General features: G+C 57.9%; 22 protein-coding genes. 14 read left to right on the top strand and 8 right to left on the bottom strand.

Translation table 11 applies throughout. From position 1 onward, the window contains the following. Positions 1 to 9: 9 nt before the first annotated feature. The 4 genes from arcC to arcD (ACA058_RS24730) all read right to left on the bottom strand — a co-directional run bounded on the left by arcC (position 10) and on the right by arcD (ACA058_RS24730) (position 4,882). A complete protein-coding gene (arcC, locus tag ACA058_RS24745) occupies positions 10 to 939 on the bottom strand; it encodes a carbamate kinase (RefSeq protein ID WP_497636310.1) in 930 nt (309 codons plus the stop codon). Between the two features lie 145 nt (positions 940 to 1,084). After that, the gene (locus tag ACA058_RS24740) at positions 1,085 to 2,095 is read right to left on the bottom strand and encodes an ornithine carbamoyltransferase (protein WP_497636309.1); all 1,011 of its coding nucleotides are present in this window, start codon (positions 2,093 to 2,095) and stop codon (positions 1,085 to 1,087) included. Between the two features lie 69 nt (positions 2,096 to 2,164). Next, a complete protein-coding gene (gene arcA, locus ACA058_RS24735) occupies positions 2,165 to 3,421 on the bottom strand; it encodes an arginine deiminase (protein ID WP_497636308.1) in 1,257 nt (418 codons plus the stop codon). A gap of 33 nt (positions 3,422 to 3,454) precedes the next feature. Further along, a complete protein-coding gene (arcD, locus tag ACA058_RS24730) occupies positions 3,455 to 4,882 on the bottom strand; it encodes an arginine-ornithine antiporter (protein WP_497636307.1) in 1,428 nt (475 codons plus the stop codon). A gap of 444 nt (positions 4,883 to 5,326) precedes the next feature. On the opposite strand from arcD (ACA058_RS24730), the gene arcD (ACA058_RS24725) reads away from it, so the two are divergent. From arcD (ACA058_RS24725) to ACA058_RS24700, 6 genes are all read left to right on the top strand, one after another. Then, positions 5,327 to 6,754, top strand: a complete 1,428-nt coding sequence (arcD, locus tag ACA058_RS24725) for an arginine-ornithine antiporter (protein WP_497636306.1) — start codon at positions 5,327 to 5,329, stop codon at positions 6,752 to 6,754. Then, a complete protein-coding gene (locus ACA058_RS24720; protein WP_497636305.1) occupies positions 6,751 to 7,617 on the top strand; it encodes a DNA-3-methyladenine glycosylase family protein in 867 nt (288 codons plus the stop codon). Before arcD (ACA058_RS24725) ends, ACA058_RS24720 begins: the two co-directional genes overlap by 4 nt. A 106-nt stretch (positions 7,618 to 7,723) precedes the next feature. After that, entirely contained in the window at positions 7,724 to 8,086 is a 363-nt protein-coding gene (locus ACA058_RS24715; RefSeq protein ID WP_497636304.1) for a hypothetical protein, read from the top strand. 36 nt (positions 8,087 to 8,122) lie between these two features. Further along, a complete protein-coding gene (locus tag ACA058_RS24710) occupies positions 8,123 to 8,854 on the top strand; it encodes a DUF6933 domain-containing protein (RefSeq protein WP_497636303.1) in 732 nt (243 codons plus the stop codon). 67 nt (positions 8,855 to 8,921) lie between these two features. Continuing rightward, positions 8,922 to 9,167 (top strand): type II toxin-antitoxin system Phd/YefM family antitoxin, encoded by a 246-nt coding sequence (locus ACA058_RS24705; protein WP_497636302.1) that lies wholly within the window; start codon positions 8,922 to 8,924, stop codon positions 9,165 to 9,167. An 11-nt stretch (positions 9,168 to 9,178) separates the two neighbouring features. Continuing rightward, the gene (locus ACA058_RS24700) at positions 9,179 to 9,550 is read left to right on the top strand and encodes a type II toxin-antitoxin system VapC family toxin (protein ID WP_497636301.1); all 372 of its coding nucleotides are present in this window, start codon (positions 9,179 to 9,181) and stop codon (positions 9,548 to 9,550) included. A 257-nt stretch (positions 9,551 to 9,807) separates the two neighbouring features. Here the strand turns inward: ACA058_RS24700 and ACA058_RS24695 are convergent, their stop codons facing one another. The 4 genes from ACA058_RS24695 to ACA058_RS24680 all read right to left on the bottom strand — a co-directional run bounded on the left by ACA058_RS24695 (position 9,808) and on the right by ACA058_RS24680 (position 13,616). Next, the gene (locus ACA058_RS24695) at positions 9,808 to 10,521 is read right to left on the bottom strand and encodes an HNH endonuclease (RefSeq protein WP_497636300.1); all 714 of its coding nucleotides are present in this window, start codon (positions 10,519 to 10,521) and stop codon (positions 9,808 to 9,810) included. A 101-nt stretch (positions 10,522 to 10,622) separates the two neighbouring features. Next, entirely contained in the window at positions 10,623 to 11,171 is a 549-nt protein-coding gene (locus ACA058_RS24690; protein WP_497639996.1) for a BRO-N domain-containing protein, read from the bottom strand. Positions 11,172 to 11,563: 392 nt separating this feature from the next. Further along, complete coding sequence (locus tag ACA058_RS24685; RefSeq protein ID WP_108215199.1) at positions 11,564 to 12,811, bottom strand: ribonucleotide-diphosphate reductase subunit beta; 1,248 nt, start codon at positions 12,809 to 12,811, stop codon at positions 11,564 to 11,566. Between the two features lie 541 nt (positions 12,812 to 13,352). Then, a complete protein-coding gene (locus tag ACA058_RS24680) occupies positions 13,353 to 13,616 on the bottom strand; it encodes a DUF2790 domain-containing protein (RefSeq protein WP_497636298.1) in 264 nt (87 codons plus the stop codon). 577 nt (positions 13,617 to 14,193) lie between these two features. Between ACA058_RS24680 and ACA058_RS24675 the strand changes: the two genes are divergently transcribed. From ACA058_RS24675 to argR, 8 genes are all read left to right on the top strand, one after another. After that, positions 14,194 to 15,189, top strand: a complete 996-nt coding sequence (locus tag ACA058_RS24675; RefSeq protein WP_497634894.1) for an IS110 family RNA-guided transposase — start codon at positions 14,194 to 14,196, stop codon at positions 15,187 to 15,189. 166 nt (positions 15,190 to 15,355) lie between these two features. Continuing rightward, positions 15,356 to 17,311 carry an acetate--CoA ligase gene (gene acs, locus ACA058_RS24670; protein WP_497636297.1) on the top strand — a complete coding sequence of 652 codons (1,956 nt, stop codon included), beginning with the start codon at positions 15,356 to 15,358 and terminating at the stop codon, positions 17,309 to 17,311. Positions 17,312 to 18,006: 695 nt separating this feature from the next. Further along, a complete protein-coding gene (locus ACA058_RS24665) occupies positions 18,007 to 18,783 on the top strand; it encodes an ABC transporter substrate-binding protein (RefSeq protein ID WP_180204311.1) in 777 nt (258 codons plus the stop codon). Between the two features lie 92 nt (positions 18,784 to 18,875). After that, the gene (locus ACA058_RS24660) at positions 18,876 to 19,565 is read left to right on the top strand and encodes an ABC transporter permease (RefSeq protein ID WP_497636296.1); all 690 of its coding nucleotides are present in this window, start codon (positions 18,876 to 18,878) and stop codon (positions 19,563 to 19,565) included. After that, positions 19,562 to 20,260 carry an ABC transporter permease gene (locus ACA058_RS24655; RefSeq protein ID WP_497636295.1) on the top strand — a complete coding sequence of 233 codons (699 nt, stop codon included), beginning with the start codon at positions 19,562 to 19,564 and terminating at the stop codon, positions 20,258 to 20,260. The genes ACA058_RS24660 and ACA058_RS24655 overlap by 4 nt, the downstream gene beginning before the upstream one ends. Before the next feature lies 1 nt (position 20,261). Next, the gene (locus ACA058_RS24650; RefSeq protein ID WP_497636294.1) at positions 20,262 to 21,374 is read left to right on the top strand and encodes a M14 family metallopeptidase; all 1,113 of its coding nucleotides are present in this window, start codon (positions 20,262 to 20,264) and stop codon (positions 21,372 to 21,374) included. A gap of 27 nt (positions 21,375 to 21,401) precedes the next feature. Continuing rightward, the gene (locus tag ACA058_RS24645) at positions 21,402 to 22,166 is read left to right on the top strand and encodes an ABC transporter ATP-binding protein (RefSeq protein ID WP_497636293.1); all 765 of its coding nucleotides are present in this window, start codon (positions 21,402 to 21,404) and stop codon (positions 22,164 to 22,166) included. A gap of 245 nt (positions 22,167 to 22,411) precedes the next feature. After that, positions 22,412 to 23,392 carry a transcriptional regulator ArgR gene (argR, locus tag ACA058_RS24640; RefSeq protein WP_497636292.1) on the top strand — a complete coding sequence of 327 codons (981 nt, stop codon included), beginning with the start codon at positions 22,412 to 22,414 and terminating at the stop codon, positions 23,390 to 23,392. The last annotated feature ends 304 nt before the right edge of the window (positions 23,393 to 23,696 follow it).

Here is a 23,696-nt window from a genome sequence, read left to right as displayed (position 1 = left end):
CGTCTCTCCTTACGAGTAGGTAATGCCAGGTGTCGCCGTGCTGATGCGGGTGCCGGCCTTGCCCTGGACGATCGCTTCGATATCCGCGAGTGAGCCAATCACCGCGACCTTTCCAGTATGGCGCGCGAATTCGCAGGCTGCCTGCACCTTCGGTCCCATGGAGCCGGCCGCGAAGCCGAGTTTTTCCATTTCGTCGGGGTGCGCCTGGGCAATGGCTTTCTGCGTGGGTTTGCCGAAGTCGATAAAGGCGGCGTTGACGTCGGTGGCAATCACCAACAGATCGGCTTCCAGCTGTTCGGCCAGCAGCGCCGAGCACAGGTCTTTGTCGATCACCGCTTCGACGCCTTCAAGTTTGCCGGGTGCGGTGTACATGGTCGGAATGCCGCCACCGCCGGCGCAGATCACGATGCTGCTTTTTTCCAGCAGCCATTTGATCGGGCGGATTTCGAAGATGCGTTTGGGTTTGGGGCTGGCGACCACACGGCGGTATTTGTCGCCATCGGGGGCAATGGCCCAGCCTTTTTCAGCAGCGAGTTTTTCTGCCTCGGCCTTGGTGTACACCGGACCGATGGGTTTGGTGGGGTTCTGGAAGGCCGGGTCGTTGGCATCGACTTCGACTTGGGTCAGCAAGGTGGCGAATGGCACCTCGAAGTCCAGCAGATTGCCCAGTTCCTGTTCGATGATGTAGCCGATCATGCCTTCGGTTTCGGCGCCGAGTACGTCCAGCGGGTAAGGCGACACCGAGGTGTAGGCCGCCGCCTGCAACGACAGCAGGCCGACTTGCGGGCCATTGCCGTGGGCGATGACCAGTTGGTTGCCGGGATGGATCTTGGCGATCTGCTCGGTGGCGATCCGGATATTGGCGCGCTGGTTGTCCGCGGTCATGGGTTCACCCCGGCGGAGCAGGGCGTTACCGCCCAGAGCAACGACGATACGCATGGTGCATGTCCTTTCAGTTTGATCGTTCCCACGGTCCCCGTGGGAATGCATCCCGTGACGCTCCGCGTCACATCGGACGCGGAGCGTCCGTGGCGGCATTCCCACGCAGAGCGTGGGAACGATCGGATGGAGGGGGCTTCAGTCCCTACAAGTCAGCCAAGGTCGACACCAGAATCGCCTTGATCGTGTGCATACGATTTTCCGCTTGCTCGAAGGCGATGCAGGCCGGCGACTCGAACACGTCATCGGTCACTTCGATGCCGTTCTTCAGGTTCGGGTACTGCTCGGCAATTTGCTTGCCGATCTTGGTGTCGCTGTTGTGGAAGGCCGGCAGGCAGTGCATGAACTTGGTGCGCGGGTTGCCGGTGGCTTTCATCAGTTCGGCATTCACCTGATACGGCAGCAATTGCTGGATGCGTTCGGCCCAGGCTTCGACCGGCTCGCCCATGGAGACCCAGACGTCGGTGTGGATGAAGTCCACGCCCTTGACTGCGGCTTTCGGGTCTTCGGTGAGGGTGATCCGCGCGCCGCTTTCTTCACCGTACTGTTTGCAGCGGGCCACCAGGTCGTCCGCCGGCCACAGGGCCTTCGGCGCGCAGATGCGCACGTCCATGCCCAGTTTGGCGCCGATCAGCAGCAGCGAATTGCCCATGTTGTTACGCGCATCCCCAAGGTAGGCGTAGCTGATGTCGTGGATCGGCTTGTCGGCGTGTTCACGCATGGTCAGCACGTCGGCGATCATTTGCGTCGGGTGATATTCATCGGTCAGGCCGTTGAACACCGGCACGCCGGCAAACTTGGCCAGTTCCTCGACGATTTCCTGTTTGAAGCCACGGTACTCGATGGCGTCGTACATGCGCCCGAGCACGCGGGCGGTGTCCTTCATGCTTTCCTTGTGGCCGATCTGCGAGGAGTTCGGGTCGATGTAGGTGACGTTGGCACCCTGGTCATAGGCGGCGACTTCGAACGCACAGCGGGTGCGGGTCGAGGTTTTTTCGAAGATCAGCGCGATGTTGTTGCCCTTGAGGTGTTGCTGTTCGGTGCCGGTGTATTTGGCGCGCTTGAGATCGCGGGACAGGTCGAGCAGGTAGCGCAATTCGCGAGGGGTGTGGTGTTCCAGGCTCAGCAGATTGCGGTTATGGATATTGAACGCCATTTTGGATCTCCTAAGGTGTCGGTTATCCCGTTGGCCCGCACTCGGTCAGTGCGGGCCAAGGCTGATAAGTTAGTAGTCGATCGGATCGCGGATGATCGGGCAGGTCATGCAGTGGCCACCGCCGCGACCGCGTCCGAGTTCGCCGGCGCTGATGGTGATGACCTCCACCCCGGCCTTGCGCAGCAGGGTGTTGGTGTAGGTGTTGCGGTCATAGCCGATGACCACGCCGGGCTCCACGGCGACCACGTTGTTGCCGTCATCCCATTGCTCGCGTTCGGCGGCGAAACTGTTGCCGCCGGTTTCGACGACGCGCAGGGCCTTGAGGTTGAGGGCCTGGGCCACGGTGTCGAGGAAGTTGGTTTCTTCGCGGCGGATGTCGATGCCACCCGGTTTGCTTTCATCGGGGCGCAGGGTGAAGGCGACGATCTGGTTCACCACTTCCGGGAAGATGGTCACTACATCGCGGTCGCAGAAACTGAACACGGTGTCCAGGTGCATCGCCGCGCGGGATTTCGGCAGGCCGGCGACTATGACTTTCTCGACGGCTTTGTTCTTGAACAGGTTGACCGCCAGTTGGCCGATGGCCTGGCGCGAAGAGCGTTCGCCCATGCCAATCAACACCACGCCGTTGCCGATCGGCATCACGTCGCCGCCTTCAAGGGTGGAGTTACCGTGCTCCACATCCGGATCGCCGTACCAGATCTGGAAGTCGGCGTTGGTGAATTGCGGATGAAACTTGTAGATGGCGGTGGTCAGCAGGGTTTCCTGGCGGCGCGCCGGCCAGTACATAGGGTTGAGCGTGACACCACCGTAGATCCAGCAGGTGGTGTCGCGGGTGAATTGGGTGTTGGGCAGTGGCGGCAGAATGAAGCTGGAGTGGCCGAGGAAGTCGCGGAACATCTCGATGGTCTTGCCGCCGAAACTGTCCGGCAGGTCATCGGCTGAGACACCACCGATCAGGAACTCGGCGATCTTGCGCGGCTCCAGGCTGCGCAGCCACGAGCCGGTTTCATTGATCAGGCCCAGGCCCACCGAATCGGCGGTGATCTTGCGTTCAAGAATCCAGTCCAGGGCGTCGGGGATGGCGACAATGTCGGTCAGCAGGTTGTGCATTTCCAGCACATCGACATTGCGTTCGCGCATTTTGGTGACGAAATCGAAATGGTCGCGCTTGGCCTGGGCTACCCACAGCACATCATCGAAAAGCAGTTCGTCGCAGTTGTTCGGGGTCAGCCGCTGATGGGCAAGTCCTGGGGAGCAAACCATGACTTTGCGCAGTTTGCCGGCTTCGGAATGGACGCCGTACTTAACTTTTTCCGTGGTCATTTCAGTGAACCTCCAGATGACAAAACAATCGTGTTACAGGGTCAGGAAGCCGTCGTAGAGGCCGTAGGCCGCCACCAGGGCGCCGACGACCACCAAGGCGAAAATCAGCTTCTCGACGTTGGTGAAAACCGGTTTTTTGAGTTCCAGCTTGGCCTTGGCGAACAGGATCACCCCGGGGGCGTAGAGCAGGGCCGAGAGCAGCAGGTATTTGATGCCACCGGCGTACAACAGCCAGACCGCGTAGATCAGGGCCACGGCGCCAATGATCAGATCCTTCTGGCGCTCGCCCGCCGCGCCTTCGTAGGTTTCGCCGCGCACGGCCAACAGCAGGGCGTACGCCGCCGACCACAGGTACGGCACCAGAATCATCGAGGTGGCGAGGTAGATCAGCGACAGGTAAGTGCTGGCCGAAAACAGCGTGATGACCAGGAATATCTGCACCATGGCATTGGTCAGCCATAGGGCGTTGACCGGTACCTGGTTGGCGTTTTCCTTGCGCAGGAACGCCGGCATGGTGTGGTCCTTGGCGGCGGCGAACATGATCTCCGCGCACAGCAGCACCCACGACAGCAGCGCTCCGAGCAACGAGATGATCAGGCCGACGCTGATCAGCACCGCCCCCCACTGACCCACCACGTGCTCCAGCACGGCGGCCATCGACGGGTTCTGCAACTTGGCCAGTTCCGGTTGGGTCATGATGCCCAGCGACAGCACATTCACCAGCACCAGGATCAGCAGCACGGTGATAAAACCGATCACCGTGGCTTTACCCACATCACTGCGTTTTTGCGCACGCGCCGAGAAAATGCTCGCGCCTTCGATGCCGATGAACACCCACACGGTGACCAGCATCATCTTGCGCACCTGGTTCATCACGCTGCCCAGGTCCGGATTCTTCAGGCCCCAGATGTCGGCGGTGAAGATCTCCAGTTTGAAGGCGAAAATCGCAATCAGCACAAACAGTATCAGCGGTACGATCTTGGCGACCGTGGTGACCAGGTTGATGAACGCCGCTTCCTTGATCCCCCGCAACACGAGCAAATGCACGGCCCATAGCAACACGGACGCGCCGATCACGGCGGCGACGGTATTGCCCTCGCCGAACACCGGGAAGAAGTAGCCCAGGGTGCTGAACAACAGCACGAAGTAACCGACGTTGCCCAGCCAGGCACTGATCCAGTAACCCCAGGCCGAAGAAAAACCCATGTAGTCGCCGAAACCGGCCTTGGCGTAGGCGTAGACCCCGCCGTCCAGGTCAGGCTTGCGGTTGGCCAGCGTCTGGAAGACAAACGCGAGGGTGAGCATGCCGACAGCGGTGATCGCCCAGCCAATCAGAATGGCACCGACGTCAGCACTGGCTGCCATGTTTTGCGGCAGGGAAAAGATACCGCCACCAATCATCGAACCGACGACCAATGCAACCAGTGCGCCGAGTTTCAGTTTTCCGGGAGCTTCAGACATTCAGTGACTCCATTGCAGGAGAAGAGAGACAACGAGACTAAGTCCGCCAGCCATTCAGTCGACTGACTTAGATCAATCCAGGTCTACATTCCATTGTTAATAACTGAAAGATTGGCGCGCACACTACGATTGCCGGTAATGCTTGTTCCAGAGGCTTCGTTGAATTTTTGTTGAAACTTTTTCGCATTCCTTGCGATGTATGACGCTAGTCCCTTTTTTTCAATTCGCAAATTTTCCTCATGGTTGTAAGAACAGAAATGGCTTATTTAAAACTCGTATAAAGCGAATGATTATATCGATGCCCATTTCGACATATTTGGGAATTAAAAGGCCGTTGGTTGGCGTTATCCAATAAACGTCATTACGCTTCATCCATTTAGTTAATACAGGTTTAGTGACGATCTCGCGGCTACTGCCGCCCCTTGGGAACTGGAGACGCCGCCCATGTCGCAATCGACGCAAAAGCTTCGCCTGAGCGCACTGATCGCCCTGGTGGTGGGGTCGATGATTGGCGGCGGGATCTTTTCCCTGCCGCAGAACATGGCGGCCAAGGCCGATGCGGGCGCGATCCTGATTGGCTGGTCCATCACCGCCGTCGGCATGCTCACCCTCGCGTTCGTGTTCCAGACCCTGGCCAACCGCAAGCCGGAACTGGACTCGGGGGTATACGCCTACGCCAAAGCCGGATTCGGCGATTACATGGGATTCTCTTCGGCATGGGGCTACTGGATCAGCGCCTGGCTGGGCAACGTCGGTTACTTCGTGCTGCTGTTCAGCACCCTGGGGTTTTTCTTTCCGGTGTTCGGCGAAGGCAACACACCGATCGCCATCGCCTGTGCGTCGGTGCTGCTGTGGACGGTGCATTTCGTGGTGATGCGCGGAATCAAGGAGGCAGCGTTCATCAACCTGCTGACGACCGTGGCCAAGATCGTGCCGCTGATCATGTTCATCGTGATCGCCGCCGTGGCGTTCAGAGCGGACGTCTTTACCCGTGACATCTGGGGACGCAGCAACCCGAGTTTCGGCAGCGTGATGGACCAGGTACGCAACATGATGCTGGTCACGGTGTTCGTGTTCATCGGCATCGAGGGGGCCAGTGTCTACTCGGCGCGGGCGGAGAAACGCGCGGATGTGGGCCGGGCCACGGTCATCGGATTTCTCGGGGTGCTGGCGCTGCTGGTGTTGGTCAACGTGCTGTCGCTGGGAATCCTGAGTCAACCGGAACTCGCCACCTTGCAGAACCCGTCGCTGGCATCGGTGCTGGAGCATATCGTCGGCCCGTGGGGCGCGTTGCTGATCAGTATCGGCCTGGGGATTTCACTGTTGGGTGCCTTGCTGTCCTGGGCGTTGCTTTGTGCGGAGATCCTGTTTGCCACGGCCAGGGACAAGACCATGCCGGCGTTCCTGACCAAGGAAAACGCCAACCATGTGCCGGTCAATGCGTTGTGGATGACCAACGTGATGATTCAGCTGTTTTTGCTGATCACGCTGTTTTCCGCCGGCACCTACACCAGCCTGATCTACCTCGCTTCATCGATGATCCTGGTGCCGTACCTGTGGTCGGCGGCTTATGCGGTATTGTTGAGCGGGCGCGGTGAAACCTATGAACACGCGTCCGCCGAAAGGACCAAGGACCTGCTGATCGGCGGCATCGCCCTGAGCTACGCGGTGTGGTTGCTGTATGCCGGTGGCGTGAAGTACTTGCTGCTCTCGGCGCTGCTCTATGCGCCGGGCGTGATCCTGTTCGCCAAGGCCAGGCGTGAGCAGGGCAAGCCGGTGTTCACCCTCATCGAGAAGGGTATATTTACTTGCGTCATCGGCGCTGCCGGGTTGGCGGCATATGGGCTGTACAGCGGATTGCTCAGCCTGTGAGGTTGCTGCTGGCGTTCCAGCCGCCCTACGACTGGCCCGCGATGCTGGGGTTCCTGTCGGCACGGGCGATCGCCGGAATCGAAGAAGTGGTCGACGACGTCTACTCGCGCAGCATCGGCTTGAACGGGGGGCACGGCACGCTATCGATCAAGCCTGCGACGGCGGATTCACTGGAGCTGACGCTGGACTTTTCCGATACCAGCGCAGTGCCAGAGATCGTCGCCAGGCTGCGGCGGATGTTTGATCTGGATGCCGATCTGATCACGATTCATCGGCATCTGGCGGCTGACCCAATGCTGGCACGGTTGATTGCGGAACGTCCCGGGCTGCGCGTGCCGGGGACGTGGGACGGTCTGGAACTGGCGATTCGTGCGGTATTGGGGCAGCAGATTACCGTAGGCGCGGCCATCAAACTGGCGGGGAAACTGGTGGCGCAATATGGCGCGCCATTGACCTCGGCGCGCGGTAATTTGACCCATGTGTTTCCCGAGGCGGCAGTGTTGGCGGCGGCGGACCTTGCGACATTGGGAATGCCGAAAAGCCGAGGCCGTACGCTATCGGGCGTGGCCCAGGCGTTACTCGATGATCCCCTATTGTTTGAACCCGGTCGGCAGGGCGGCGTGGCACGGTTGCTGGCGTTGTATGGCATTGGCGACTGGACGGCGCAATACATCGCCCTGCGGCAGATGCGGGAAATGGATGGGTTGCCGAATGGAGATGTGGGGCTGATCAATGCGTTGGCGGCACTGGAGGGTGGGCCGGTGACGGCTCGACAGTTGTTGGCGCGGGCTGAGGGGTGGCGGCCTTATCGAGGGTATGCGGCGCAGCTGCTTTGGACTTCGTTGAGTCGGCAAAGCGGATAAGCGTTTGATTGCGGCGCCTGTCGGACAGTGATGACCTGAATGCGACAGGACTTTTTAGCAAGATTCAGTTTTACTTCGTCAATGATTCTTCGCAGAGGTAATGCTCATGTCCATCATCGAAAGCGACTGGAAGAAGTTCAAGGAACTGCACAAGCTTGCGCTCGACCGTTTCTGCCAAGGTGTGTTAGCCGATGCCCAGACCATCACTCAACATGGTGCGCGTTCGGCTCAAGCCAGGTATGGGATGCTTTATCGGCTGATGCGCGACCGGGACAAAGACATCGTCCGGACTTTCGATCCTTACAGTCGCTCTAACGCACTTATGGCTTTGAGAATGATGGTCAGGCACGACTTGCTGACCGATGCAGAGCTGTCGGTCCTCAGCGAAGCGGCGCGGGAAGAGATTGCTGACGCTGTTCGCCAGCCCTATGAGATTGAATGGGCTGATGAGATCGTGCGGCCGGACTGACAACCGCTATCACCCGCCTTCTAACAGAGAACCAGGATGTTGATCTTCAATTGCACCGAAGCCGCCGCCAACTTTTTCAGTCGTGTCCACAAGGGCAAGAAAATCACCCCGGTGGGTAAACCACCATCGCCCATTATTGAGGACGATGCGCCTGATGAGTCTGCCGAACAATGGCTGGTCCACGCCATTACCGTTCAACGCAAGCACGTGCTGTTCGTCATCCATGTGCAAACCCGCTATTGCATGATTTTTGCGGAGGCGAAAAAAGCGGACATCGAAGGTTTTGTCGATCGTTTTGCCGAGCGTTGGATAAACGGCCTGATCCGCCATGCGGGCCACCACGACATCCTTCGCTGGGTCGATGAAGAGCCGATGATGGAACGTTTCCAGGAGAGTTGCCGGGAGTACGTGTTTTTCAAACGCGGGCATCGCGGCGCGCAAAAACATCTCAATGAGATTTCCTGGGTATTCGAGGATTGCGCCGCGGAATGGGGTACGTTGCCCCCGGATGAATTCGCGGCTGGCCGCTTCGACAGTGATATGAACGACACCCCGCGAGGGAGTAAAGGCCACAAAGACTATTACTACCCGGATGAGGAAATGATCGTTCACTGGTTACGTCGTTACGGTGGCCTTGATGAGTCTCGCATTCAAGCCGCCCGAGATAGGCGCATGGAAGTGAAGCGGGAGATATGGGCGCTGGAAGATCAGCTTCGGCACGCGCTCGAGCCAGCGGCACTCGCGAAGGGCCTGCCGGACAGACGGTGAACCTGACATCTTGCCTTCAGAAGATCACCGGCTTAGGCTAGCTTAGCTAACTTTATCGAGGTGCAATATGAATGAACTGGTGCAAGTAAACATGCATGAAGCAAAATCCCAACTCTCCCAACTTGCTGAGCGTGCATGGCATGGTGACAAGGTTGTAATTGCCAAGGCCGGCAAGCCATATCTGGATCTGCTACCTCATGTCGAAACACCTCGGGCGCGCAAGCCTGGGCGGTTGAAAGGGAAAATTCGGATGTCCACGGATTTCGACAAGACGCCTGAAGACATCATTGCTGGATTTGAAGGCAGCTTATGAGGCGATTGTTATTGGATACCCATGTGTTTCTTTGGTGGTTGTCCGATGATCCCGCTTTAGGCGCAGCAGCTCGACAAATGATTGGGGAGCCGCGCAATCAGGTACTGGTGAGCGCCGCTTCGATCTGGGAGATATCGATCAAGCAGGCTAAAGGGATGCTGGAAGCACCAGAGGATCTTGAGGCGTTGGTTGAGGACGAGGGTTTTACCAAACTGCCGATTTCGCTGTTTCATGGACAGCAGGCGGGCAAGTTACCGGAGATTCACCGCGATCCCTTTGATCGGATGTTGATTGCCCAGGCTCAGGCGGAAGGGTTGGAGTTGGTTACAGCGGACGGGATTATTCCGCAGTATGGGGTACGGGTGGTTGCGGCAAGGTTGTGAGGGGGCGGCCACTATTTTTTTCCCAACCCGCCGTAGCTCCCAATGTGGGAGCCGGCAGCCTGCTGGCCGATTCCAAAAATCACCACAGCCATTAAGCCGAGGACCAACCTGTGGCGAGGTGGATTTATCCCCGTTGGGGCGAAAAGCGCCCCTAAAATCAGCAAACGTGGTGTATCAGTAATACGGCTTGTGATTATTGGCGACCTCTACGGAACCGAATTGGGCAAACCCCTCACCACAAAGGTCAATTCGCGCAGCTACTCGGGATTTAATCCTTTAACATTTTTATAAAGCGACTCAGTGAATTTACATCTATCGCTTGAGTGGTGGCAACGTCGATGACAGTTTGGGCAAAGAGCAACCGTATTCCACGTGCTATCAGCGCCGCCATTAATAAGATATTTCACATGATGGACTTCAAGAAAAGGTTCGTTTTTTTCGTTCAGAAACGGGGCAGGTTGTCCACAACCTTCACAAATGCCTTGAGCGCGAGCTAGTACCCATTTTTTCACACTATTTGCACGCGAAAGTCTCATGACCGTTGCACTGGTCAGCTTGGGGTTCAAGATGCCTGATGGAGCATCGTGCATTTGAGGTTGATGAACTTTAACCAGCTGAACTGAAAAGGATGGCTTAGCCTGTTCTATGTTTTTGCGGAACTCATCAATGTCCTTCTTTGTGAGGATTTTTTTGATGCGGCTGCTAACGCCCGTACCAAGATTTTTTGCTGAGACATACCCAGTAATTCGCGGCAAATCCAATTGCTCCATCACCGCAGAAATGTTTTGCATGCGGTACTCAACCGATGAGGCGCTACGTTTGCTCAACGGACCTTCACGCAGGAGCTGTCTTTCCACTGACTTCTTGAACGTTTTCCCGCTTAGTTCAAGGCGCAGCATTTTCAGATAAGCATCGATCGAAGCCTCAAGCTCCTGATCGCTCCAGCCACTTTTTTCCTTTTGGGTATCCATACAATCGCCGAGGGATGTAAACCCTCGGACGATACTGAATGGCCATTACTACTGTCTACGAATTTTCCTACAAGCAATAGCGACGGATCTTGCAGGAGATCCTACAAGCGCGTCATCCAACCCATCGAATGCTTCGACGACTGAAAAATCTTCGCGATTCTCCGCCACCAGAGCTTGGCGACAGGCACTCGCCGCTGCGTGTGATCATGCAGTAGATAAGGCATGTCTCGAAGCCGAATCCAACCTTCGTTCTGCCAATGCAATAGGCTCAGGGACATCTCCGGCCAATCCAACAAACTCAGCATCGGTCGGCCCGTATTTGCCGAAGGTTCAGCGTCGCGTAAGGCCGGTACCACCTGATGAGTCAGCCACTCACGCAGCAATCGATTCCCAGGGACGTAGTGATACACCAACAACGCGTACACACCGGACTCGCTGAGCATCAGTTGTTTTTCTGGTTTCCGGAAATACTCAATCCAAAAAATGCGGCGCTGATCCTTATCCAGCTTGCTGACCATACGATCACTCAGATGGACGCCCATTAAGCGACCGATATCTCGGGCGCAGAACCAGGTTTGGTTTTCCAGGAGAAGGGCATGGAGTTGAAGGTTATGACGGGTAAAGACTGTCGGGCTGCAAGGATCAGGCATGACTGATCGGTGCGGGATTTCTGCAGGCATATCCGTTACCTCTACGTATGAAATTGGAGAGGGCCGGAACCCGACGTAGAGGATCAAAGAAATCCCAACCAGCAGCTCCTTTTACACACAGGATTGCGCAAACATAGCTGGCGCCAGCATGCGTACTGTGTGAGGGAGTTGCCTCTACGTTGGGCGTTTCTTAGGCACCTGCAACAGAGCTTAAAAGCGCTTGAGACGGTCTTCAATACGGACGCAGCTGTAATTTCTGTGGGAGGTTTAGCAACTACTGAGAGGGTTAGTAAGAGTTTTCCTACTCCATAAAAAAAGCCCCCGAACGGATCAGGGGCTTTTAGATTTTCGATTTGCCGATTCAAGTCGTCAAATCGTGGCTAGCTCTGGAATCAATCCCAGCTAAGCGCACCACCGGTTTGGTACTCGATTACGCGAGTCTCAAAGAAATTCTTCTCTTTCTTCAAGTCCATGATCTCGCTCATCCAAGGGAACGGGTTAGTCGTCCCTGGGTACTCTTCTTTCAAACCGATCTGGCTCAGGCGACGGTTGGCGATGAACTTCAGATAGTCCTCCATCATCGCCGCATTCATGCCCAACACGCCGCGAGGCATGGTGTCGCGGGCGTATTCGATTTCCAGTTGGGTGCCTTGCAGGATCATCTGCGAAGCTTCTTCTTTCATTTCGGCGTCCCACAGGTGTGGGTTTTCGATTTTGATCTGGTTGATCACGTCGATGCCGAAGTTCAGGTGCATGGATTCGTCGCGCAGGATGTACTGGAACTGCTCGGCGACGCCGGTCATTTTGTTGCGGCGACCCATGGAGAGGATCTGGGTGAAGCCGCAGTAGAAGAAGATGCCTTCCAGAACGCAGTAGTAGGCGATCAGGTTGCGCAGCAGTTCTTTGTCGGTTTCGACGGTGCCGGTTTCGAACTTCGGATCGGAGATCGAGCGGGTGTATTTCAGGCCCCAGGTGGCTTTTTTCGCGACCGATGGGATCTCGTGGTACATGTTGAAGATTTCGCCTTCATCCATGGCCAGCGATTCGATGCAGTACTGGTAGGCGTGGGTGTGGATCGCCTCTTCGAACGCCTGGCGCAGGATGTACTGGCGGCATTCCGGGTTGGTGATCAGGCGGTACACGGCCAGGACCAGGTTGTTGGCAACCAGGGAGTCGGCGGTGGAGAAGAAGCCGAGGTTGCGCATCACGATGCGGCGCTCGTCGTCGGTCAGGCCTTCCGGGTCTTTCCAGAGGGCGATGTCGGCGGTCATGTTGACTTCTTGCGGCATCCAGTGGTTTGCGCAACCGTCCAGGTACTTCTGCCAGGCCCAGTCGTACTTGAACGGTACGAGCTGGTTGAGGTCGGCGCGGCAGTTGATCATGCGCTTTTCATCGACAGCGACACGGGCGGAGGCGCCTTCGAGTTCGGCGAGGCCTTCGGCGACGTCGAGCGAATCCAGGGCGGCCTTGGCGCGGGCGACAGCGGCGGAGTCAGAAGCGGTCACGGCGCGAGCTTCCAGGGCGGCGGCACCGCCGGCGCTGTCGAGACGGTCCATGTTGGCTTCGGTGGCGTGGCCAGCGTTGGCGCTCTTGACTGCTACTTCCGTGTCTTCTTTGTCGAATTCGTCCCAGCTCAGCATGACGTGTCGTCTCCTGCGTGAGGGCCAGTGTGCCCGTGTGAAAATTGATCGATTGGTTTTTTCACACGGCAGTGCTGGCCGCGTTGGATATCGTTTTTTTGCGGTGCTACGCAGGCAAATAAACATAAATTTGTACGGGGTTCCGAGAGCCACTGATGGGCGCAATCAGCATCGAATGCTGCTGCGGGGCTTCAGACTGGCTATTCATCCCTGTAAGGGGATATTGCAGGCCCGTTTAAGGCCGCATTATAGGGAAATTTTCACGATCGTGGTGGGGCGAATCCGCGCATGGAGCGGTCGAGAGGGCAGGTATTTCGGTCGGAGCGAGGGTTTACAGGGCTTTGGCGGGTGAGAATTTTTTTTCGTGGAAATGGCGTGGAATCGGTTTTGCTCAAAAAGTAAGCAGAAAAGGGCCTTTTTCACTACATCTTGTGTTTGTGGGCGATTTTTGACCAGTCCAGACACAACTGAGCCCGACGTTAGCCGGGCTGGAATCGACCTTCCGCAAGCTGCTGAGCAGACCGGATTCGGCGCAGTCAGATCAGCCGCTGGAGCAGCCGTTACCCATGACGCTGTAGCGCAGAATATGACGCTGGCCTTTGGAGTCGTCATATTCCATTTTCATCGGGACAACTTCACACATATTGGGGACTTCGCTCATTGAAATAACTTTGGCGATGTCCAGGTGCATCGAGTAGGTGTAATCCTCGATGGCCGGTTGTTGCTGCGCGACATCAGTCTGGGCCTCGTCTGCCATGGCGGTTGCGCACAGGCTAGTGAGGGCCAGAACCAATAAAGCTTTCATCTAGTGTTTACCTTTTTGAAGTCGAGTGGGGTCACGCAACCTTTTTGGGGTTGCGTGTGGATCGGACTACTTGGATTTGGGTTAACTGCCTTCGTGGGGGCTGTAACTTGGTTAACTCAGTTTGCCGGGTTGGCGGGGCGAATTTTAGGCGTGGGGGTGGCATTCATATAGGCGTGGTTTTGATAAACACCTTTGACGGATTTTGTAACAATCCCCTGTAGGAGCGAGCATGCTCGCGAAAAACCTGAGAACACCACGGGGTCAGACATGGCGCGTTATCGTTAACGACCATCGCGAGCATGCTCGCTCCTTGTATGTTGACCTTGATTCCATGAGAGAGGTTACGCTCAAGGATTCATTCAACAGCAAGTACGTTTCTGGGGGAGGCCGATCGCTCCTGAAGGCAGGATTTGCTCCTGACCTTGTCTGTAGAGAGGCCCCCCCGCCTCATTGCCCACCACGAAGAGTATCGAGAAGCCGACAAGTCGGACTTCGCATTACAAGGTTGCAGTGGCATGAAGTTCGAGGTCGGGGGAACCAGGTGCAATCTTACCTAAAGCCAAGGAAGTGAAAAGCAATGAATGCGCATGTCGGCATAGATATCAGTGCTCGCAGTTCAGCCATGGGATGGCGGCAGAACGGCAAAGCAGCAGGCAATGGAGACATTCTGCACACGCCCAAAGGTCGCAAGGCCGCTGTGGAAAAGCTGCTACGTCTCAAGCCGCTGAGCGTTGTCATGGAGGCTACCGGTATTTACTACCTGGATCTTGCGATGGAATTGCACGCCGCCGGCTTGCCGGTCTCGGTGATCAACCCCAAAAGCTTCCACAACTTTGCCAAGCTGATGTTGCAAAACAGCAAGACTGACCAGATCGATGCCCAACTGCTGGCCGAATACGGCGAGCGTATGGGGCCTAGGCTGTGGGTCCCGCCCACTGCGGAACAGATGATGCTGCGTGCGATTGGTCGCCACATCAACCGACTGATTGGCCATCGGACGCGAGCCAAGAACGAGCTGCATGCGCTACAAGCGACAGAAACGAGCATCGCACTGCTGATCGAGGATGAGAAAGACGCGATAAGCGCGTTGGACGCTCGAATCGATCGATTAAAACAGGCTGCGCGCGACGCCATCGCCAAATGCCCTGATCTGAGCCTGCAATTTCGCTGCATGATGGCGGCGCCCGGCGTTGGAGAGGCCTCGGCCATCGCCGCACTGGCTGAGCTGACGACCCTTCCAGTGACGCTTAAATCGGCACAGGTAAGCCGCTATGCAGGCCTGGATGTCAGACTGACCCAGTCAGGCACCAGCGTGAACCGGCCAGGACGAATGTCCAAGTGCGGTAATGCTTACTTGCGTGCAGCGATGTTCATGCCGGCGATGACGGCAATCCGTTGTGATGAGAATGTGAAGGCCTTCTACGAGGCACTGGTAGCGCGCGGCAAGAAGAAAATGCAGGCCATCGGCGCGGTCATGCGCAAATACCTAACCGGGTTATGGGCATGCATGCGCTCTGGAGAAGAATTTAATACGGCCAAGCTTTTTAGCAAAAAACATCTCGCGAAAGCTTGACCGTGAACAGAGTATCTACAGGGGGGGAACGTGGAATTTCGGATGTTTGTTCGGTTATCAGGACGTTTTGTGTGGGCTTGTTACTACCATCGTCGAATGGTTCTATAGGCCCCACCCGGCTACAACAGGGTCATACAAAAACAACTATTCCACCGAGGTAAGAAAGATGAGTGCGGCTTCCCTGTATCCCGTTCGTCCCGAGGTTCTGGCCAACACCCTGACCGACGAGGCGACCTACAAGGCCATGTACCAGCAGTCGGTCGTCAACCCGGACGGCTTCTGGCGCGAGCAAGCCAAGCGCCTCGACTGGATCAAGCCTTTCACCACGGTGAAGCAGACTTCCTTCGATGATCACCATGTCGACATCAAATGGTTCGCCGACGGCACCCTGAACGTTTCCTACAACTGCCTCGACCGCCATCTGGCCGAGCGCGGCGACCAGGTCGCAATCATCTGGGAAGGGGATGACCCTTCCGAAAGCCGCAACATCACCTACCGCGAGCTGCACGAACAAGTCTGCAAGTTTGCCAACGCCTTGCGTGGCCAGGACGTGCACCGCGGCGATGTGGTGACGATCTATATGCCGATGATCCCCGAAGCCGTGGTCGCCATGCTGGCCTGTACCCGGATTGGCGCGATTCACTCGGTGGTGTTCGGCGGTTTTTCGCCGGAAGCCCTGGCCGGTCGCATCATCGACTGTCGCTCCAAGGTGGTGATCACCGCCGACGAGGGTATTCGTGCCGGCAAGAAGATCCCGCTCAAGGCCAACGTTGATGACGCCCTGACCAATCCGGAAACCAGCAGCATCCAGAAAGTCATCGTGTGCCAGCGCACCGGTGGCGAGATCAAGTGGAACCAGCACCGCGACATCTGGTACGAAGACCTGATGAAAGTGGCGGGCACCGTTTGCGCACCCAAGGAGATGGGCGCCGAAGAAGCGCTGTTCATCCTTTACACATCCGGCTCCACCGGCAAGCCCAAGGGCGTGCAGCACACCACCGGCGGCTATCTGTTGTACGCGGCCATGACCCACGAGCGCGTGTTCGACTACCGCCCGGGTGAAATCTACTGGTGCACCGCCGACGTCGGCTGGGTCACCGGCCACACCTACATTGTCTACGGGCCGCTGGCCAACGGCGCGACCACGCTGCTGTTCGAAGGCGTGCCGAACTATCCGGACATTACCCGGGTGGCGAAGATTGTCGATAAGCACAAGGTCAACATCCTCTACACCGCACCCACCGCGATTCGCGCGATGATGGCGTCGGGTACGGCCGCCGTTGAAGGCGCCGATGGCAGCAGCCTGCGCCTGTTGGGTTCGGTGGGCGAGCCGATCAACCCGGAAGCCTGGGATTGGTACTACAAGAATGTCGGTCAATCCCGTTGCCCGATCGTCGACACCTGGTGGCAGACCGAGACCGGCGCGACCCTGATGAGCCCGCTGCCCGGTGCCCATGGCTTGAAGCCGGGTTCCGCGGCGCGTCCGTTCTTTGGCGTGGTGCCGGCCTTGGTGGACAACCTGGGCAATATCATCGAGGGTGCGGCCGAGGGCAACCTGGTGATTCTCGATTCGTGGCCAGGCCAGGCGCGTACGCTGTACGGCGACCATGACCGTTTCGTCGACACCTACTTCAAGACCTTCCGCGGCATGTACTTCACCGGTGACGGTGCCCGTCGCGACGAAGACGGTTACTACTGGATCACCGGTCGCGTCGACGACGTACTCAACGTGTCCGGCCACCGCATGGGCACCGCCGAGATCGAAAGCGCCATGGTCGCTCACCCGAAAGTCGCCGAAGCGGCGGTGGTCGGTGTGCCGCACGAAATCAAGGGGCAGGGCATCTACGTGTATGTCACGCTGATCTCCGGCGAAGAGCCGAACGAGCAACTGCGCCTGGAGCTGAAAAACTGGGTGCGCAAGGAGATCGGCCCGATTGCTTCGCCGGATGTCATCCAGTGGGCGCCGGGGCTGCCGAAGACCCGTTCGGGCAAGATCATGCGCCGCATTCTGCGCAAGATTGCTACCGCTGAGTACGATGCGTTGGGCGATATCTCCACCTTGGCCGATCCGGGTGTGGTGCAGCATTTGATTGATACGCACAGGACCATGAATGTGGCGTAAGTAACGTTCAGCGTTATCCAAGCCCTGCCGGGTGTGAGTCCGGTGGGGCTTTTTGTTGCCTGGGGTTTTGTGGTGGCAGTTCGGGCCTCATCGCGGGCAAGCCTTGCTCCTACAGAGTCGGTGTCGTGCCGAGGGCCGGCGGACGACACAAAACTGTAGGAGCAAGGCTTGCCCGCGATGGCGATCTGTCAGACGCCCAATAAAAAACAGCCAATAATTATCGGCTTACCCTGTAGGCTCTTTCCCACTGTTACCTGTCAGTTTTCAAGTAACTGAATGTGTAACCGCTCGGCGCCGATACGGGGCGTTGGGAAACGTAAAATGCCAGCAACGGTGCATTTGCGGTGCTAAAAAAATAACATTCCACGCCAAGCTTGCCGGATTAGAAGGGTTTGCCAATAATAGGCCCGCAACTTGCAATAAAGATCGGTTCACTGTCTTTTGCTCTTGCATGATTTTGCAGGGCTGTCAACGCGCCCGGGCGGCTTTCTCGGTGCTTCTGTAATTAGTTGTCGCATTGAAGAAATATCGGCTTCGGGCCTGTCGTTAGAATGCCGATCACTCGCTCGTCGTTGCCGGTGTTTAATTTCAACACCCACATCCCAGGACGCAGCAACGCTTTCCGGTTCCACTCATTCGCATATTGGGCTGTCGCTCACTCTGCCGTTTTAGCCCTTTACCGATGGAGTCCCAAGATGAAGAAACTCGTGCTGCTTGGCGCCTTGGCAATGTCCGCCGTGTTGTCCCTGCCATCCTTCGCCGATGAAAAACCTCTGAAGATCGGTATCGAAGCGGCTTACCCTCCGTTCGCTTCCAAAGCACCGGACGGCAGCATCGTTGGTTTCGACTACGACATCGGTAACGCCCTGTGCGAAGAGATGAAGGTCAAGTGCGTGTGGGTCGAGCAAGAGTTCGACGGTCTGATCCCGGCACTGAAAGTGCGCAAGATCGACGCGATCCTGTCGTCCATGTCGATCACTGAAGACCGCAAGAAGTCCGTGGACTTCACCAACAAGTACTACAACACCCCAGCTCGCCTGGTCATGAAGCAAGGCACTCAGGTCAGCGAAGGCCTGACCGAGCTCAAGGGCAAGAACATCGGTGTACAGCGTGGTTCGATCCACGAGCGTTTCGCCCGCGAAGTCTTGGCGCCACTGGGTGCCGAGATCAAGCCTTACGGTTCGCAAAACGAAATTTACCTCGACGTGGCCGCCGGCCGCCTCGACGGCACCGTGGCAGACGCTACCCTGTTGAATGACGGCTTCCTGAAAACCGACGCCGGCAAAGGTTTCGCTTTCGTTGGCCCGGCGTTCACCGACGTCAAATACTTCGGCGATGGCGTGGGTATCGCGGTTCGCAAGGGCGACGCGCTGAAAGACAAGATCAACACCGCGATCGCTGCCATTCGCGAGAACGGCAAGTACAAGCAAATCCAGGACAAGTACTTCGATTTCGACATTTACGGCAAGTAAATACGTCGCAACGACAAGTCCGAAATGGCGCAAGCAACAGGATCTCTGAGGTTTGCGCCATTTTTTCATCCCAACTTTCGAGGACCTGAATCATGTTGAAAGGCTACGGGGCTGTCATCCTCGATGGCGTTTGGCTGACGCTTCAGCTCGCCTTGTCGTCCATGGCCCTGGCCATTGTCCTGGGCCTGATCGGCGTGGCACTGCGTCTGTCGCCGGTGCGCTGGCTGGCCTGGCTGGGCGATTTGTATTCCACGGTGATCCGCGGGATTCCCGACCTGGTGCTGATTCTGCTGATTTTCTACGGCGGCCAGGACCTGCTCAACCGCGTCGCGCCGATGCTCGGCTATGACGACTACATCGACTTGAACCCCTTGGCCGCCGGTATCGGCACCCTGGGCTTTATCTTCGGTGCATACCTGTCGGAAACCTTCCGTGGCGCGTTCATGGCGATCCCCAAAGGGCAGGCCGAAGCTGGCATGGCCTACGGTATGAGCAGTTTCCAGGTGTTCTTCCGGGTGCTGGTGCCGCAGATGATTCGCCTGGCGATTCCGGGTTTCACCAACAACTGGCTGGTGCTGACCAAGGCCACCGCGCTGATTTCGGTGGTGGGCCTGCAAGACATGATGTTCAAGGCCAAGCAGGCGGCAGACGCTACCCGCGAACCATTCACCTTCTTCCTCGCAGTGGCGGCGATGTACCTGGTGATCACCAGTGTCTCGTTGCTGGCATTGCGTCACCTTGAGAAGCGCTACTCGGTAGGCGTAAGGGCGGCTGAGCTATGATCTTCGACTACAACGTCATTTGGGAGGCCTTGCCGCTGTACTTCGGCGGCCTGGTGACCACCCTCAAATTGCTCGCGCTGTCGCTGTTTTTCGGTCTGCTGGCGGCCTTGCCGTTGGGCCTGATGCGCGTCTCGAAGAATGCAGTCGTCAATTTGTCGGCCTGGCTCTTCACTTACGTGATCCGCGGCACGCCGATGCTGGTGCAGCTGTTTTTGATCTACTACGGTCTGGCGCAATTCGAAGCGGTGCGAGAAAGCATCTTCTGGCCGTGGCTTTCCAGCGCGACGTTCTGTGCGTGCCTCGCCTTCGCGATCAACACCAGCGCCTACACCGCTGAAATCATCGCCGGCAGCCTGCGCGCCACGCCGAACGGTGAGATCGAAGCGGCCAAGGCGATGGGCATGTCGCGCTTCAAGATGTACAAGCGGATTCTGCTGCCATCGGCCCTGCGCCGGGCGCTGCCGCAGTACAGCAACGAAGTGATCATGATGCTGCAGACCACCAGCCTGGCGTCCATCGTGACCCTGATCGACATCACCGGTGCCGCGCGCACGGTCAACGCCCAGTTCTACCTGCCGTTCGAGGCGTATATCACCGCCGGCGTGTTCTACCTGTGCCTGACCTTCATCCTGGTGAAGCTGTTCAAGATGGCCGAGCGCCGCTGGCTGGGCTACCTGGCCCCGCGGAAGCACTGATATGGAACGCATCGATCATTCATTGCCGTGGAGCCACCTGGGCAGCGGACGCCGGATTTCGGTGTTCCGCTTCGGTAGTGGCGAGCGCAAGGCCTACATCCAGGCCAGCCTCCACGCCGATGAACTGCCGGGCATGCGCACCGCTTGGGCGCTGAAAAAGCGCCTGGCCGAACTTGAAGCCCAAGGTTTGTTGAACGGTGTGATCGAACTGGTACCGGTGGCCAATCCTCTGGGCCTCGGCCAGTTGCTTCAGGGCAATCATCAAGGGCGTTTCGAGGCCGGTAGCGGCAAGAATTTCAACCGGGATTTCGTTGAGTTGAGCGCGCCAGTGGCTGCGCAACTTGATGGGCATCTGGGTGATGATCCGCACGCCAATATTCGTTTGATTCGCCAGGCCATGAGCGATGTGCTGGCCGCTTTGCCGCCAGCCTCCAGTCAGTTGCAAGGCATGCAGCGCATCCTGCTCAGCCATGCCTGCACCGCCGATGTGGTGCTGGACCTGCATTGCGATGCCGAAGCCGCGCTGCACATGTACGCCTTGCCGCAGCACTGGCCGCAGTGGCGTTCGCTGGCGGCGCACCTGAATGTTCGGGTTGGCTTGCTGGCGGAAGATTCCGGCGGCAGCTCTTTTGATGAAGCCTGTTCGCTGCCTTGGTTGCGCCTGTCGCGTCTGTTCCCGGACGCGCAGATTCCGCTGGCGTGCTTGGCGACTACCCTTGAACTGGGTGGTCAGGCTGATACCGGCCGCTTTGAAACCGAGGCCTACGCCGAAGGCATTCTGGCGTTCCTCGCCGAGCAAGGGTTGATCAGCGGTGACTGGCCGCAACCTGCGCAGGAGGCGTGCGAAGGCCTGCCGTTCGAGGGCACGCAATTGCTGTTCGCGCCACATCCCGGTGTGGTGAGTTTCCTGCGCAAACCCGGTGAATGGGTTGAGGCAGGCGATGAGATTTTCGAAGTGATCGATCCGCTGGCGGATCGGGTCAGCACGGTGTGTGCTGGTACGTCCGGGGTGCTGTTTGCCATTGAACGGCTGCGTTACGCCCAACCCGGTTTCTGGCTGGCCAAGGTGGCGGGGCGCGAAGCGCTGCGTCACGGGCGCTTGCTCAACGACTGACTGACTGTTTTTGTGAGAACCGACCGCATGTACAAGCTTGAAGTCCAAGACCTGCATAAACGCTATGGCAGTCACGAGGTGCTCAAGGGCGTGTCCCTGAAAGCGGCGGCCGGCGATGTGATCAGCATCATCGGCTCCAGTGGCTCCGGCAAGAGTACCTTCCTGCGCTGCATCAACCTGCTGGAGCAGCCCCACGCGGGCAGGATCCTGCTCAATAACGAAGAGTTGAAACTGGTGGCGAACAAGGACGGCGCACTGAAGGCTGCCGACCCGAAACAGCTGCAACGCATGCGTTCGCGCCTGTCGATGGTGTTCCAGCATTTCAACCTGTGGTCGCACATGACGGCCCTTGAAAACATCATGGAAGCGCCGGTTCACGTGCTGGGCATGTCCAAGGCCGAAGCCCGTGAAAAAGCCGAGCTCTACCTGAACAAGGTTGGCGTGGCTCATCGTAAAGACGCTTACCCGGGCCACATGTCCGGCGGTGAACAGCAGCGCGTGGCGATTGCCCGTGCGCTGGCGATGGAGCCTGAGGTGATGCTGTTCGACGAACCGACCTCGGCCCTCGACCCGGAGCTGGTCGGCGACGTGCTGAAGGTCATGCAGGCCCTGGCCCAGGAAGGCCGGACCATGGTCGTGGTGACCCACGAAATGGGCTTCGCCCGTGAAGTGTCGAACCAGTTGGTGTTCCTGCATAAAGGTGTCGTTGAAGAAAGTGGCAACCCGCGTGAGGTGCTGGTCAATCCACAGTCCGAACGTCTGCAACAATTCCTCTCAGGTAGCCTGAAATAATCAGAGCTGCCGTTGTGCACCGAGATAGTGCATGCTTCGCGATCTAGAGGCTAGCCCCGATTCTTGTGGGAGCTGGCTTGCCAGCGATAGCGGTGGGTCAGTTTGCATCTCTGGCGCAGACACACCGCCATCGCTGGCAAGCCAGCTCCCACAGGGGATCGATGCTGGTTTTGAGATTTGCGTTCATTTACGGGCTAGCATTGGCCCATGCCTTCATCACTGTTCTTCGTTTCGGATTGCCCGCCATGACTGCCCATCGAATAGGTTTCCTGATTTGGCCCAGCACAAAAGCACTGACGCTGGCGCTGGCTGAGGAGGCCTTGCGAGTTGCCCAGCGTGTGCACCCGGACGTGGTCTACGAACTGTCATTTTTGCAGGCCGAACCGCCGGGTGAAGGCCAATGGCAATTGCCTGGTGAACCCTGGGCCGGCAAGCTCGAAAACTTCCAGAAACTGTTCCTGCTCGCTGACGAGCCACCGACCAGTCTCGCGCCGGCGCTGAGCAGTGCGCTCAAGCAGCTGGTGCGTGCCGGCTGCGTGATCGGCGGGCTGTCGGCCGGTGTTTATCCGTTGGCGCAACTGGGCTTGCTCGACGGATACCGCGCGGCGGTGCACTGGCGCTGGCAGGATGATTTCGCCGAGCGTTTCCCGAAAGTCATCGCCACCAGTCATTTGTTCGATTGGGATCGCGATCGCCTGACCGCGTGTGGCGGCCTGTCGGTGCTCGACTTGCTGTTGGCGGTACTGGCGCGCGATCACGGCGCCGAACTGGCCGGCGCGGTGTCGGAGGAACTGGTGGTCGAGCGTATCCGTGAGGGTGGTGAACGCCAACGCATTCCGTTGCAGAACCGCCTCGGTTCCAGCCATCCAAAGCTCACCCAGGCGGTGTTGCTGATGGAAGCCAACATCGAAGAGCCGCTGACCACCGACGAAATCGCCCAGCATGTGTGCGTATCCCGTCGGCAGCTCGAGCGGATCTTCAAGCAATACCTCAACCGCGTGCCGAGCCAGTACTATCTGGAACTGCGCCTGAACAAGGCCCGGCAGATGTTGATGCAAACCAGCAAGTCGATCATCCAGATCGGCCTGTCCTGTGGCTTCTCGTCAGGGCCGCACTTCTCCAGCGCCTACCGCAATTTCTTCGGCGCCACGCCGCGGGAAGATCGCAACCAGCGGCGCAGCAGCAGCCCGTTCGAATTGTCGTCGGTGCCTTCCGAGCGCGGCTGATTCCTGCCTGATAAGGCCATGGCGGGTTTTGCCATGGCGCGACCTGTTCAAGTCCTCGCTCATCTTTCTTTATAAGTGTGCCGCGCGCGTCGACAGGTCGCGGCATCTCGGCAAATCAAATCCCCACAACCTGCCGCTAACCCTGTCGGGCAGTTAAACTGCGCCTTTGCGACCCTATATGTCGCATTGCCGTAAACCCGGGAAAAACCGGGGTTTGCGCTATAAGAAGTTGTCGCTTGGCGGCAAGGCCGGGCTGAAAACTGTCCTTACAATCCCCCCCATCGCTCGCCAGTTTCAGGCGGGT

The sequence above is a fragment of the Pseudomonas sp. LBUM1649 genome (assembly GCF_059716155.1).
Note: the sequence above shows the minus strand (reverse complement) of the source record. Positions and strands in the feature narration are given on the sequence as shown.

Excerpts from the sequence above, each read along its gene's own strand:
- arcC (WP_497636310.1), bottom strand. The coding sequence starts at position 939 with ATGCGTATCGTCGTTGCTCTGGGCGGTAACGCCCTGCTCCGCCGGGGT.
- ACA058_RS24740 (WP_497636309.1), bottom strand. The coding sequence starts at position 2,095 with ATGGCGTTCAATATCCATAACCGCAATCTGCTGAGCCTGGAACACCAC.
- arcA (WP_497636308.1), bottom strand. The coding sequence starts at position 3,421 with ATGACCACGGAAAAAGTTAAGTACGGCGTCCATTCCGAAGCCGGCAAA.
- arcD (WP_497636307.1), bottom strand. The coding sequence starts at position 4,882 with ATGTCTGAAGCTCCCGGAAAACTGAAACTCGGCGCACTGGTTGCATTG.
- arcD (WP_497636306.1), top strand. The coding sequence starts at position 5,327 with ATGTCGCAATCGACGCAAAAGCTTCGCCTGAGCGCACTGATCGCCCTG.
- ACA058_RS24715 (WP_497636304.1), top strand. The coding sequence starts at position 7,724 with ATGTCCATCATCGAAAGCGACTGGAAGAAGTTCAAGGAACTGCACAAG.
- ACA058_RS24710 (WP_497636303.1), top strand. The coding sequence starts at position 8,123 with ATGTTGATCTTCAATTGCACCGAAGCCGCCGCCAACTTTTTCAGTCGT.
- ACA058_RS24705 (WP_497636302.1), top strand. The coding sequence starts at position 8,922 with ATGAATGAACTGGTGCAAGTAAACATGCATGAAGCAAAATCCCAACTC.
- ACA058_RS24695 (WP_497636300.1), bottom strand. The coding sequence starts at position 10,521 with ATGGATACCCAAAAGGAAAAAAGTGGCTGGAGCGATCAGGAGCTTGAG.
- ACA058_RS24690 (WP_497639996.1), bottom strand. The coding sequence starts at position 11,171 with ATGCCTGATCCTTGCAGCCCGACAGTCTTTACCCGTCATAACCTTCAA.
- ACA058_RS24685 (WP_108215199.1), bottom strand. The coding sequence starts at position 12,811 with ATGCTGAGCTGGGACGAATTCGACAAAGAAGACACGGAAGTAGCAGTC.
- ACA058_RS24680 (WP_497636298.1), bottom strand. The coding sequence starts at position 13,616 with ATGAAAGCTTTATTGGTTCTGGCCCTCACTAGCCTGTGCGCAACCGCC.
- ACA058_RS24675 (WP_497634894.1), top strand. The coding sequence starts at position 14,194 with ATGAATGCGCATGTCGGCATAGATATCAGTGCTCGCAGTTCAGCCATG.
- acs (WP_497636297.1), top strand. The coding sequence starts at position 15,356 with ATGAGTGCGGCTTCCCTGTATCCCGTTCGTCCCGAGGTTCTGGCCAAC.
- ACA058_RS24665 (WP_180204311.1), top strand. The coding sequence starts at position 18,007 with ATGAAGAAACTCGTGCTGCTTGGCGCCTTGGCAATGTCCGCCGTGTTG.
- ACA058_RS24660 (WP_497636296.1), top strand. The coding sequence starts at position 18,876 with ATGTTGAAAGGCTACGGGGCTGTCATCCTCGATGGCGTTTGGCTGACG.
- ACA058_RS24655 (WP_497636295.1), top strand. The coding sequence starts at position 19,562 with ATGATCTTCGACTACAACGTCATTTGGGAGGCCTTGCCGCTGTACTTC.
- ACA058_RS24650 (WP_497636294.1), top strand. The coding sequence starts at position 20,262 with ATGGAACGCATCGATCATTCATTGCCGTGGAGCCACCTGGGCAGCGGA.
- ACA058_RS24645 (WP_497636293.1), top strand. The coding sequence starts at position 21,402 with ATGTACAAGCTTGAAGTCCAAGACCTGCATAAACGCTATGGCAGTCAC.
- argR (WP_497636292.1), top strand. The coding sequence starts at position 22,412 with ATGACTGCCCATCGAATAGGTTTCCTGATTTGGCCCAGCACAAAAGCA.